We start from the raw sequence: 12746 nt of genomic DNA on the forward strand, positions 1-12746 counted from the left end.
TCAGTTGCCGCCCGCCGTGTCCATCCAGTAGCCCGGACGCGCGAACTGCGCCTTCAGGTGCTCGATGAAGAAGCGGATCTTGGCCGGCACCGGGCGCTGCTGCGGGTACACGGCAAGGATGTCGTAGGCGGGCAGCGCGTATTCGTCCAGCACCGTGATCAGCTCGCCGCTCTCCAGCTGCGGCAGGATCTCCCAGGTCGAGCGCCAGCCCAGGCCCAGGCCCTCGCCGGTCCAGCGGTGCAGCAATTCGCCGTCGTTGCAGTCGAGGTTGCCGTTGACGCGCACGGTCACGGCCTTGCCGTTCTGGCTGAAGTACCAGCCGCGCTGCTGGCCGCCCTGCAGGTTGAACGCCAGGCAGTTGTGCTGGGCCAGGTCGTCCAGCGTCTGCGGCACCCCATGCTTCGCAAAGTAGGCCGGCGTGCCGCACACCACGCGCTTGTTCGACGCCAGCTTGATCGCGACAAAGTTCGGGTCGATGGCGCCGCCGATGCGGATGCCCACGTCATAGCCTTCGCGCACCAGGTCGACCACGCGGTCGGTCAGGTTGAAGGAAATCTGCACTTCCGGGTTGGCCGCCAGGAACGCCGGCGCGTGCGGCGCCACGTGCTTGCGCCCGAACGCCGCCGGTGCCGACACGATCAGGTGGCCGGTGGCCTTGTGCTTGCCTTCGGCGATCAGCATCTCGGCGCGGTCCAGGTCGGCCAGCGCCTTCTTGCACTGCTCCATGAACACCGCGCCCTGCTCGGTCACGGCAATGCGGCGCGTGGACCGGTGCAGCAGCTTGACGCCGATGCGGGCTTCGAGCGCGTTGATGCGGCGGCCGATCATCACCGGCGTCACGTTCTGCGTGAGCGCCGCGGCCGCCATGCTGCCGTGCTCCACCACGGCGATAAAGGCTTCGATTTGCTTGAGTTTGTCCATCGGATATTCGTCTCCCGGGCGCCATTGTGCGGCATCGGCGCCGCCTTGGCATCCCGGCGGCGCTTATGACGCGGATCGGGCCCGGCGCATGGCGAGCGGTGCGGCGCGGCGTTCGAAGGCACAATGCCGCACTTCCCGGCTGAATTCCGCACAGACGTGCGTCATCAGGTCGACTGAGCGATAGACCAGGAATACGTGGAAATCCGGCAGCTCGTCCTGGATCGGCAGCGGTACCAACTGGTCGCTGGCAAGCTGCAGCGGGCCGCCAGTGCCATGGAAGACGAAGTCCGACCACATGCTGATCAGGTCGGTACGGGTGGCGAGTTGCAGCCCGAGCAGGTTCGACGCGCTCTGCACCACCCGGCGCGGCATTTCCATCCTGTGCAGCCGCATCAGGCTGGCCAGCGGGCTGCCGGCATCGTCGACCGGATCCAGCACCAGCCAGTCGGCGTCGTGCAGCGGCCGCAGCCGTCGCGCGCGCCGCAGCGGGTGCCCGGCGCGCACCGCCAGCTTCATGCCGACCGAGAACAGCGGCTCCCATTGCAGCGAGGCCGAGCCCGGGCCGCTGTTGGTGGAAATCAGCCCCAGGTCCAGCCGCCCTTCGCGCAGGCCTTCCTGGATCTGCTGCGGGCGCAGTTCGAAGGCGCGCAGCGCCACGTTCGGGAAGCGTTGCCGGAATGCCGCCATGGCCGCGGGCAGCGGGCCGCTCGAGGCCACCGCGGTGAAGCCTATGTTCAGCTCGGCCTCGGCATGGCCGCGGATCGATTCGATGTCTTCCAGCGCATGCCGCAGCTCCTGCTCGACCACGCTGGCGCGCTTGACCAGCGCCAGCCCGTATGCGGTCAGGCTGACGCCGCGCACCGAGCGCGACAGCAGCGTGACGCCCAGTTCGCGCTCCAGCTCGGCGATCGCCTTGGACAGCGCCGGCTGCGAGATATGCAGCGCGCGCGCCGCTTCGTGGATGCTGCCGTGCTCGGCGACGGCCAGCAGGACCCGCAGTTGATGCAGTTTCATGGTTTCCGCCTCTTGTTCCAGGTTGCCGCGCGCCTTCAGTAGTTTTCCCGATACCGGGACAACACCAGTTATGACGGTGATTCGATCTGGTTATCAGGATGAAAATATATGATTTTTTGTCCCGGCCCGTTTGCCTGAATACTCAGCGCCACAGGTTGCCAACCTGACTGCCACGCGCATTTTCCCGTCGGGACCCAAATACACCAGCCCGCCGCGCGTGCCGCCCCCACCAGTTCGTGGAGACCCTGCATGAACGACGCCACCCTCGCGACACCCGCCACCGTCGCCGCCGCTCCCGCCGCCGCCAGCGCCCCCCGCACGCAAAGCCAGTTCCGCCTGATCGCGGCGTGCTCGCTGGGCAATGCGCTGGAGATGTTCGACTTCACCGTCTACAGCTTCTTCTCGCTGCTGATCGGCAAGCTGTTCTTTCCCTCGGACAGCGCCTATGGCTCGCTGCTGCTGGCGGTGGCCACCTTCGGCATCGGCTTTATCATGCGCCCGCTCGGCGGCGTGCTGATCGGCAGCTACGCTGACCGGCGCGGACGCAAGGCGGCGATGACGCTGACCATCGGCCTGATGGTGGCGGGCACGCTGTGCATCGCGCTGGCGCCGCCGTATGCGTCGGCCGGCATCTTCGGCTCGCTGATGATCCTGGCCGGCCGGCTGCTGCAGGGCTTCTCGCTCGGCGGCGAGATCGGCGCCTCCACCGCGATGCTGATGGAGGCAGGCGGCGTCAGGGGCCGCGGCTGGCGCGTGAGCTGGCAGCTCGGCAGCCAGGGCATCTCGGCGATGCTGGGTGCGCTGACCGGCGCCACGCTGTATGCCGTGCTGCCCACCGCGTCGCTGGAAAGCTGGGGCTGGCGCCTGCCGTTCCTGGTTGGCCTGCTGATCGCGCCCGTGGGGCTGTATATCCGCGCACATCTCGATGAAACTCACCAGGCCGACGCCGACGCGCCCAGCCCGCTCGGCGAGCTGTTCCGCAACCACTGGGCCACCGTGCTCAAGGGCATCCTGGCGACCACCGCAGGCACGGCCACCATGTACCTGGTGGTGTTCTTCATGCCCACCTACATGATCCGCGTGTTGCATATGCCGGCATCGCTGTCGTTCCTGTCCGGCTGCGTCACCGGGCTGACGCTGACTGCGGTGTCACTGTTTGCCGGCCGCCTGGCCGACCGGCTCACCGCGCGCAAGCCGCTGGTGGTGGCCTCGCTGGTGCTCAGCATGCTGGCGGTGTATCCGGCCTTCTGGCTGATCAATGCCTATCCGAGCGTGCCGCTGGTGCTGTGCGTGTCGGCGCTGTTGACCGCGCTGGTCAACCTGGGCACCACGCCGATGTTCCTGATGATGCTTGAAATGCTGCCCGCCGGCGTGCGGGCCAGCGGCCTGTCGGTGATCTACAGCGTGGGTGTTACCGTGTTCGGCGGCTCGTCGCAGTTCATCGTGACCTGGATGCTGGCGCGTACCGGCAATCCGATGTCGCCCGCCCTCTACATGCTGGTGTGCGGCGTGATCACGCTGCTGGCCGTATCGCGCATCCGCGAAACCCGCGCCCATTGAAATCAACCCTTCCGGAGAACCGACCCATGACCCGCGCCCCGACACTCAAGCCGTTCCAGTACCTGCCGCACCTGCTGCCCGCCATCGGCATCGACGCCGACACCTTCGTCGGCATCCGCCGCCAGATCCACGCGCAGCCGGAGCTGGGCTTCGAAGTGGGCGCAACCAGCAAGCTGGTGGCGACACTGCTGGCCGAATGGGGATACGAGGTGCACACCGGCGTCGGCAAGAGCGGTGTGGTGGGGCAGCTCAGGCGCGGCAGCGGCACGCGCCGCCTCGGCATCCGCGCCGACATGGATGCGCTGCCGATCGCCGAAGCCACCGGCCTGCCCTACGCCAGCCGCGTGCCCGGCAAGATGCACGCATGCGGCCACGACGGCCATACCGCGATCCTTCTGGCCGCCGCCAGGGCGATCGCCGACAAGCCTGACTTCGACGGCACGCTCAACCTGATCTTCCAGCCCGACGAAGAGAACCTGTGCGGCGCGCGCGCGATGATCGAGGACGGCTTGTTCGAGCGCTTCCCGTGCGACGCGATCTTTGCGCTGCACAACATGCCGGGCGTGCCCGCGGGCTCCTTCCGCGTGCTGCCGGGACCGGTAAGCCTGTCGTCGGACGTGGCCGACGTGACCGTGCGCGGCGTGGGCGGGCACGGCGCGATGCCGCATCGCGCGCGCGACCCGATCGCGGCGGCGGCCGCCATCGTCACCGCGCTGCAGACCGTGGTCGCGCGCAATGTCGCGCCGGACGACACCGCGGTGGTATCGGTCGGCTTTATCCGCGGCGGCGCCACGCACAACGTGATCCCGGAAACCGTGACGCTGGGCCTGAACGTGCGCGCCGCGCGGCCCGACACGCGCGCACTGGTCGAGCAGCGCATCCGCGAGATCGTCGCGCTGACCGCGCAGGCGCATGGCGTGGAAGCCCAGATCGACTACCGCCAGCTGACGCCGCCGATGGTCAACGCCGAGGCCGAAACGCTGCTGGCGCAGCGCGTCTGCACCGAGCTGGTCGGCGCCGCCAACGTGGTCACGCAGGCGCCGAAGGGACTCAACGGCAGCGAGGACTTTGCGTGGATGCTGAACGCCGTGCCCGGCTGCTACCTGATCCTGGGCAACGGCGAAGGCGAATTCGGCGGCTGCATGGTGCACAACCCTGGCTACGACTTCAACGACGCGGTGCTGCCACTGGGCGCGGCGGCCTGGGTGCGGCTGGTGCAGACCTATCTTGCGGCGTGATCACGGCTGATCACGCTTGCCGGGGCCCTGCGCCCCGACGGGTGTCGAGCTCGGCATTCATCTGCGCGGCCTCGCCCAGCACATAAGCCAGCCGCCGCAACGGCCGACTGCACTGCACGTGCAGGTACAGGTAGCTGGCGCCGCCGGCGATCAGCATCACCCCATAGCCCCACAGCAGCATCGGCACCATCTGCTGCGCAAGCGGCAGCGTGCGCCAGGCGCTGGCCAGCACCGCGGCGGCGGGCGCCAGTGCCAGCAGCAGCCCCACCGTGCGCGCCGCCCCCTCCCATAGCCGCAGTTGCAGGGCCACGCGCCGCTGCCGCGCTGCCAGCTGCGCCGGCGGGATGCGCGCAAGTTGCCGCAGCAGCGCGTCTTCGGCCGCGCGCTGGCGGTCCATCTCCGCCGCCTGCCAGCGCAGCGGGTTGCGCAGCCTGGCCAGTACCGTGCCGGAGTGCGCCAGCCCCGTACCCACATAGCAGGCGGCCGACAAGGCCAGCAGCGCCTCGAAGGTGCGCAGCGACCACAGCGGCAGCGGGTGTTTCAGCCACAGCCGCCAGAAAGCCAGGGCCGCGCCGCTCAGCAGGGTCGCCAGCAGCGCGGCGATAAAGGCTGCCCACAGCACGCGCCCGGGGCGGCTGGCGCGCGCCGGATCGGCAGCCGGCGCGCGCGGCGTGGGCGCGTTGAGCGCTTCAAGCAGTTCGTAGGTAGATGGCAGCCTGGAATACATGGTCGGCCCGGATGGCGAGGAATCCCGCCATTTTGCCGCACCGCGCAACGGCGGATCACGGCCGCTGCAAGTGCGCCGGCCCGTACCCACCGCTGCGCTTCGTGCCCGCACCGTCACACCATATATCCAATTGCGTACCCCGGCGTACGCCCGCCGACCGTCCGATCAGGCTTCCAAGGCGAAATTGCGTACCCCAGGTATCGAATCAACTGATCTCCCTTCTGTTTATCCCACCCCGCTTGCGGGAATAGGATCGACTCCAGCGAAATTCCCACCATTACCGGAGACAAGATCATGGCAAAGATGAGAGCAATCGACGCGGCAATCGCCGTGCTGGAGAAGGAAGGCGTGACCACGGCATTCGGCGTGCCGGGCGCTGCCATCAACCCGTTCTACTCGGCGATGCGCAAGTCGGGCAACATCAATCACGTGCTGGCCCGCCACGTCGAGGGCGCCTCGCACATGGCCGAAGGCTACACCCGCGCCGAACCCGGCAATATCGGCGTCTGCGTCGGTACCTCGGGCCCCGCCGGCACCGACATGATCACCGGCCTGTACTCGGCCTGGGCGGATTCGATCCCCATCCTCTGCATCACCGGCCAGGCCCCGCGCGCCCGCCTGTACAAGGAAGACTTCCAGGCCGTCGATATCGAATCGATCGCCAAGCCCGTGACCAAGTGGGCCGTGACCGTGCGCGAGCCGGCCCTGGTGCCGCAGGTGTTCCAGCAGGCGTTCCACATCATGCGTTCGGGCCGTCCGGGTCCGGTGCTGATCGACCTGCCGTTCGACGTGCAGGTGGCCGAGATCGAATTCGACGTGGACACCTACCAGTCGCTGCAGCCGTACAAGCCGGCGGCCTCGCGTGCCCAGATCGAGAAGGCCATCTCGATGCTGAACGCGGCCGAGCGCCCGCTGATCGTGTGCGGTGGCGGCGTGATCAACGCTGACGCGTCGGAACTGCTGGTGGAGTTCGCCGAGCTGGTCAACGTGCCGGTGGTGCCGACCCTGATGGGCTGGGGCGTGCTGGCCGACGACCACCCGCTGCAAGCCGGCATGGTCGGCCTGCAGACCTCGCACCGCTACGGCAACGCCACCCTGCTGGCTTCGGACTTCGTGATGGGCATCGGCAACCGCTGGGCCAACCGCCACACCGGCAGCGTCGACGTCTACACCAAGGGCCGCAAGTTCGTGCACGTCGATATCGAGCCCACCCAGATCGGCCGCGTGTTCGGTCCGGACCTGGGCATCGTCTCCGACGCCAAGGCCGCGCTGGAGCTGTTCGTCGAAGTCGCCCGCGAAATGAAGATGGCCGGCCGCCTGCCGTGCCGCAAGTCGTGGGTGGCCGACGTGCAGAAGCGCCGCCGCACCATGCAGCGCAAGAGCGACTTCGACAACGTGCCGGTCAAGCCGCAGCGCGTGTACCGCGAGATGAACCAGTACTTCCCGCGCGACGTGCGTTATGTCAGCACCATCGGCCTGTCGCAGATCGCCGCCGCGCAGTTCCTGTCGGTCAACGAGCCGCGCCACTGGATCAACTGCGGCCAGGCCGGCCCGCTGGGCTGGACCATCCCGGCCGCGATCGGCGTGAAGACCGCCTCGCCGGATTCGGACGTGGTGGCGATCTCGGGCGACTACGACTTCCAGTTCATGATCGAAGAACTGGCCGTGGCCGCGCAGTTCAAGGTGCCGTACATCCACGTGGTGGTGAACAACTCCTACCTCGGCCTGATCCGCCAGGCGCAGCGCAACTTCGAGATGGACTACTGCGTGCAGCTGGCCTTCGACAACGTCAACGCCCCTGAGCTGAACGGCTACGGCGTGGACCACGTCAAGGTGGTCGAGGGCCTGGGTTGCAAGGCGATCCGCGTGTTCAAGCCGGAAGACATCGCCCCGGCCTTCGCCGAAGCGCGCGACCTGATGGCCGAGTTCTCGGTGCCGGTGGTGGTCGAGGTGATCCTGGAGCGCGTGACCAATATCGCGATGGGCACCGAGATCGACAACGTCAACGAGTTCGAGCCGATCGAAGACCTCGAGGACATCGAGGAAGCGATCCTGAAGGAAGAAGTGGAAACGGCGTAAGACCTTACCGCCCCTTGCAGACCGATACGTCATTCCCGCGCATACCCAAAGGGCACGTGGGCGGGAATCCAGCGTCTTCAAAAGTCACTGGGTTCCCGCCTGCGCGGGAACGACGAACAAAGACCAAGTCACAGGAGATGACAAATGACTAAACTTGCGGCCAACCTCACCATGCTGTTCAACGAAGTGGGTTTTCTCGACCGCTTCGAAGCCGCCGCGCGCGCGGGCTTCCGTGGCGTGGAATTCCTCTTCCCGTATGCGTTCCACGCGGACCAGATTGCTGACCGCCTGAACCGCTTCCAGCTGGACCTGGTGCTGCACAACCTGCCCGCCGGCAAGTGGGACGCGGGCGAGCGCGGCATTGCCTGCCACCCGGACCGCGTCGGCGAATTCCAGGACGGCGTGGGCGAGGCCATCAAGTACGCCAAGGTGCTGGGCGTGCGCCAGCTGAACTGCCTGGTCGGCATCCAGCCCCAGAACGTCAAGCGCGAGCAGGCGCAGGAAACGCTGGTGGAAAACCTGCGCTTCGCCGCCAGCGCGCTGGCCGCCGAGCACATCGATTTGCTCATCGAGCCGATCAATACCTTCGACATCCCCGGCTTCTTCCTGTCGCGCACGCAGCAGGCGCTGGACCTGATCAACCAGGTCAACGCGCCCAACCTGTACGTGCAGTACGACATCTATCACATGCAGCGGATGGAAGGCGAAATCGCCAACACCATCAAGGCCAACCTGCCCAAGATCAAGCACGTGCAACTGGCCGACAACCCCGGCCGCAACGAACCGGGAACCGGCGAGCTGAACTACCACTTCCTGTTCAAGTTCCTGGACGAGATCGGCTACACCGGCTGGATCGGCTGCGAGTACAAGCCCAAGACCACGACGGAAGCGGGGCTGGGCTGGCGGGCTGCGCACGGCGTGCAGTAACTGCTCGTCGCCTTTCAAATCCCGTTTGTTTGCGCCCCTCTCCCGCTCGCGGGAGAGGGGTGAGGGCGGGGGCTTGCCGGAGCCACGGGGCTTCCAAAACCGTTGGCTCCGCTTGATGTGGCTCCTAGCTAGCCCACCCCTCACCCCAACCCTCTCCCCATGAGGGGAGAGGGAGAACACCTTGCTTAGGCTAGCTCGGGCGGCTTTGGCGCACCCAAAACCGCTGGCTTCGTTTTAGTTTTTCAATCTGAGGAGACATCACAATGGCAACCAATCGCAACGTCGGCTTCATCGGCCTGGGCATCATGGGCGCACCGATGGCGGGCCACCTGCGCGCCGCCGGCCACACGCTGTTCGTGCATGACGTCAACCCGGCCCCGCAAGCGCTGGTCGATGCAGGCGTGACCGTCTGCACCAGCGCCGAGGAAGTCGCCAAGCGTGCCGACATCATCGTCATCATGGTGCCGGACACCCCGCACGTCGAAGCCGTGCTGTTCAGCGAAAAGGGCGTGGCCGCCGCGTTCAAGGCTGCCGGCAAGGAAGCCAGCCACAGCAAGATCGTGGTCGACATGAGCTCGATCTCGCCGATCGCCACCAAGGACTTCGCCGCGCGCATCAACAAGCTGGGTGCTTCGTACCTGGACGCGCCGGTGTCGGGCGGTGAAGTGGGTGCCAAGGCTGCATCGCTGACGATCATGGTCGGCGGCCCGCAGGAAGCCTATGACCAGGTCAAGCCGCTGTTCGACCTGATGGGCAAGAACGTCACGCTGGTCGGTGGCAACGGCGACGGCCAGACCACCAAGGTGGCCAACCAGATCATCGTCGCGCTGAATATCCAGGCCGTGTCCGAAGCCCTGCTGTTCGCCTCCAAGGCCGGTGCCGATCCGGCCAAGGTGCGCCAGGCGCTGATGGGCGGCTTCGCCGCCTCGCGCATCCTGGAAGTGCACGGCGAGCGCATGGTCAAGCGCACCTTCGACCCGGGCTTCCGCATCGAACTGCACCAGAAGGACCTGAACCTGGCGCTGCAGGGTGCCAAGGCGCTGGGCGTGGCCCTGCCCAACACCGCCACCGCGCAGGAGTTGTTCAACACCTGTTCGGCCAACGGCCTGGGCAAGCAGGACCACTCGGCTCTGTGCCGCGCGATCGAGATCATGTCCAACCACCAGATCGCCAAGTAAGCAGTAACTCCGTCGTCCCCGCCCCGCGGGGACGACACGCTTTCGCTGTCAGTCTGTACCCAGTCAGTACCAGGATTCCTCATGCTCGCCACCGAACCCCAAGCCGCCCTGCTGTCGCCCCAGCGCCCGGCAGGCCATCCCGAACAGATCAGTCCCCGCGCGCTGCTGCGCGACCTGTTCGATACCGCGGTCGCTTCCGTCAGCGCCAGCCACTGCCTGCCGCCGCACCTGCCCGCGCCGCCCAAGGGCCGCACCGTGGTGATCGGTGCCGGCAAGGCCGCTGCCGCGATGGCGCAGGCTGTGGAGGCCAACTGGCAAGGCGAGCTGTCGGGCCTGGTGGTGACGCGCTACGGCCACGGTGCCGACTGCAAGCGCATCGAAGTGGTGGAAGCCGCCCACCCCGTTCCCGACGAAGCCGGCCAGCGCGCCGCGCAACGCATGGTGGAACTGGTGCAGGGCCTGAGCGCCGACGACCTGGTGCTGTGCCTGATCTCCGGCGGCGGCTCGGCCCTGCTGGCCGCACCCGCGCCCGGCCTGACGCTGGCCGACAAGCAGGCGATCAACAAGGCGCTGCTCAAGAGCGGCGCCAGCATCGGCGAAATGAACTGCGTGCGCAAGCACCTGTCGGCCCTCAAGGGCGGCCGCCTGGCGCTGCACTGCGCCCCGGCACGCGTCGAGACGCTGCTGATTTCCGATATTCCCGGCGATGACCCGACCCTGATCGCAAGCGGCCCGACGCTGCCCGATGCGACCACCTGCGCCGACGCGCTGGCCGTCATCGCCAAGTACGGCATTGAAGTCCCCGCCAACGTGCGCGCCCACCTGGAAAGCGGCGCTGGCGAAACGCCCAAGCCCGGCGATGCCCGCTTCGACGGCCACCGTCACGTGACACTGGCCACCGCGCAGCAATCGCTGGAAGCGGCAGCCGCGCGCGCGCGTGAACTGGGCTACGAGGCCCACATCCTGTCCGACTGCATCGAAGGCGAAGCGCGTGAAGTGGCCGAAGTGCATGCCGCCATTGCGCGCCAGGTTGCGCAGCGCGGCCAGCCCTTCAGCAAGCCCTGCGTGATCCTGTCCGGCGGCGAGACCACCGTGACCGTGCGCGGCAAGGGCCGCGGCGGGCGCAATGCGGAGTTCCTGCTGTCGCTGGCGGTAGCGCTCGACGGCCTGCCCGGCGTCCACGCGATCGCCTGCGACACCGACGGCATCGACGGCTCCGAGGACAACGCCGGCGCGATGCTGTCGCCGGACACGCTGACGCGCGCCGGCGCGCGCGGCCTGTCGGCGCGCGCGCACCTGGACAACAACGACGGCTATGGCTTCTTTGCCGGCGTCGACGACCTGATCGTCACCGGCCCGACGCGTACCAACGTGAATGACTTCCGCGCGATCCTGATCGTGTAAGCCCGCGGCAGCCAGCGCAGTACCGTCGTAGCGAAGCTGTAGTTCACCTGAACAGCATTACCCGGCGCGCCACGTGGCGCGCCGTCCGAGAATGGAAGAGGAGACATCATGAGACGCCAGCGCAAAGCGAAGATCGTAGCCACGCTTGGACCCGCAAGCACCGACATCGCGGTGATCCGCGAACTGTTCGAGGCGGGCGCCGACGTGTTCCGGCTCAACTTCAGCCACGGCACGCACGAAGACCACCGCGCGCGCTATGACGCCGTGCGCAAGGTCGAGGCCGAGACCGGCCGCCCGATCGCCATCCTGGCCGACCTGCAGGGCCCGAAGCTGCGCATCGGCACCTTTGCCGCGGGCAAGGTCGCGGTGCGTACCGGCGACGTGTTCGTGCTTGACAGCGATCCCACGCCGGGCGACGGCACCCGCGTCCACCTGCCGCACCCCGAGCTGTTCGCCGCCGCGCAGCCGGGCCAGTCGCTGCTGATCGACGACGGCAAGGTACGCCTGTCGATCGAAGCCGTGACCACCGGCACCATCACCACGCGCGTGGCCAACAACGGCACGCTGTCCGACCGCAAGGGCGTGAACGTGCCCGACGCCGTGATCCCCATCCCCGCGCTGACCGCGAAGGACCGCAAGGACCTGGACTTCGCGCTGTCGCTGGGCGCCGACTGGATCGGCCTGTCGTTCGTGCAGCGCCCGTCGGACATCGTCGAGGCGCGCGAGATCGTCGGCACCCGCGCCGGCATCCTGTCGAAGATCGAAAAGCCGGCCGCGCTGCAGCAGCTGGAAGAGATCGTGCGCGTGTCCGATTCCGTGATGGTGGCGCGCGGCGACCTCGGCGTTGAATTGCCGCCCGAGCGCGTGCCCGGCGTGCAGAAGCGCATCCTGCGCGTGTGCCGCCAGCTGGGCAAGCCGGTGGTGATCGCCACGCAGATGCTGGAATCGATGATCGACTCGCCGGTGCCGACCCGCGCCGAAGCGTCGGACGTGGCCAGCGCCATCTATGAAGGCGCCGATGCGGTGATGCTGTCGGCCGAGTCGGCCAACGGCCGCTACCCGGTGCCGGCGGTGTCGATGATGAACCGCATCGTCACCGAGGTGGAGCGCGATCCGCTCTACCGCAACCTGCTCGACGCCCAGCACGAGACCCCGCTGAACACGCGCCAGGATGCGATCTGCGCGGCGCTGCGCGAAGTCACGCAGATCATCGGCGCGGCCGCGACGGTAACCTATACGTCCTCGGGCGCCACCGCGCTGCGCGCGGCGCGCGAGCGGCCGTGCGCGCCGATCGTCAGCATCACGCCCCACCTGGAGATCGCGCGCCGCCTGGCGATTGCGTGGGGCATCCACTCCACCGTGAGCCCGGATGTGCAGAGCGTGGACGAAATGGTCGAAGCCGCCACGCGCGCGGCGGTGGCCGAAGGCTATGCCGCACCGGGCGACCAGATCACCATTGCCGCGGGCATGCCGTTCGGACAGGGTGGAACCACCAACCTGCTGCGCGTGGCCGAAGTGGGTGCCAGCGCGGCGGCAGCCGCACCGGCTGCGCGTGAGGCTGCCCTGGCCTGACAACGCTGCTTGCGTTCCCGTCCCGGAACGTTCAGGTCTTGACGGAACCGGGTGCAAACCCGGTTTCTTTCTTTTTGCCGCACACCGCCTGCGTTGCCCGTCTCCAGGGTAAGTGGGTGGTGTCTT

10 protein-coding genes are annotated in these 12746 nt (G+C 67.7%); 7 read left to right on the plus strand and 3 right to left on the minus strand.

From position 1 onward, the window contains the following. Positions 1 to 921 carry a LysR family transcriptional regulator gene (locus ACREYQ_RS16650; RefSeq protein ID WP_432258609.1) on the minus strand — a complete coding sequence of 307 codons (921 nt, stop codon included), beginning with the start codon at positions 919 to 921 and terminating at the stop codon, positions 1 to 3. Positions 922 to 984: 63 nt separating this feature from the next. Then, positions 985 to 1935, minus strand: coding sequence for a LysR family transcriptional regulator (locus tag ACREYQ_RS16655; protein WP_432258610.1), 951 nt, complete (start codon positions 1933 to 1935; stop codon positions 985 to 987). A 249-nt stretch (positions 1936 to 2184) separates the two neighbouring features. On the opposite strand from ACREYQ_RS16655, the gene ACREYQ_RS16660 reads away from it, so the two are divergent. Both ACREYQ_RS16660 and ACREYQ_RS16665 read left to right on the plus strand, forming a co-directional pair. Next, entirely contained in the window at positions 2185 to 3495 is a 1311-nt protein-coding gene (locus ACREYQ_RS16660) for an MFS transporter (protein WP_432258611.1), read from the plus strand. Positions 3496 to 3521: 26 nt separating this feature from the next. Further along, complete coding sequence (locus ACREYQ_RS16665; protein WP_432258612.1) at positions 3522 to 4733, plus strand: M20 aminoacylase family protein; 1212 nt, start codon at positions 3522 to 3524, stop codon at positions 4731 to 4733. Between the two features lie 10 nt (positions 4734 to 4743). On the opposite strand, the gene ACREYQ_RS16670 is transcribed toward ACREYQ_RS16665, so the two are convergent. After that, the gene (locus tag ACREYQ_RS16670; protein WP_432258613.1) at positions 4744 to 5460 is read right to left on the minus strand and encodes a hypothetical protein; all 717 of its coding nucleotides are present in this window, start codon (positions 5458 to 5460) and stop codon (positions 4744 to 4746) included. Between the two features lie 294 nt (positions 5461 to 5754). On the opposite strand from ACREYQ_RS16670, the gene gcl reads away from it, so the two are divergent. The 5 genes from gcl to pyk all read left to right on the plus strand — a co-directional run bounded on the left by gcl (position 5755) and on the right by pyk (position 12620). Further along, a complete protein-coding gene (gcl, locus tag ACREYQ_RS16675; RefSeq protein ID WP_116383811.1) occupies positions 5755 to 7539 on the plus strand; it encodes a glyoxylate carboligase in 1785 nt (594 codons plus the stop codon). Positions 7540 to 7683: 144 nt separating this feature from the next. Then, positions 7684 to 8466 carry a hydroxypyruvate isomerase gene (gene hyi / locus ACREYQ_RS16680; protein WP_432258614.1) on the plus strand — a complete coding sequence of 261 codons (783 nt, stop codon included), beginning with the start codon at positions 7684 to 7686 and terminating at the stop codon, positions 8464 to 8466. A 263-nt stretch (positions 8467 to 8729) separates the two neighbouring features. Beyond that, on the plus strand, positions 8730 to 9644 hold the full coding sequence (gene glxR, locus ACREYQ_RS16685) for a 2-hydroxy-3-oxopropionate reductase (RefSeq protein ID WP_432258615.1): 915 nt from the start codon (positions 8730 to 8732) through the stop codon (positions 9642 to 9644). Positions 9645 to 9725: 81 nt separating this feature from the next. Next, the gene (locus ACREYQ_RS16690) at positions 9726 to 11048 is read left to right on the plus strand and encodes a glycerate kinase type-2 family protein (protein ID WP_432258616.1); all 1323 of its coding nucleotides are present in this window, start codon (positions 9726 to 9728) and stop codon (positions 11046 to 11048) included. A gap of 108 nt (positions 11049 to 11156) precedes the next feature. Continuing rightward, the gene (gene pyk / locus ACREYQ_RS16695) at positions 11157 to 12620 is read left to right on the plus strand and encodes a pyruvate kinase (RefSeq protein WP_432258617.1); all 1464 of its coding nucleotides are present in this window, start codon (positions 11157 to 11159) and stop codon (positions 12618 to 12620) included. Positions 12621 to 12746: the final 126 nt, after the last annotated feature.

Origin of the sequence: Cupriavidus sp. TMH.W2 (genome assembly GCF_050847365.1) — a bacterium.
Taxonomy (GTDB): domain Bacteria; phylum Pseudomonadota; class Gammaproteobacteria; order Burkholderiales; family Burkholderiaceae; genus Cupriavidus.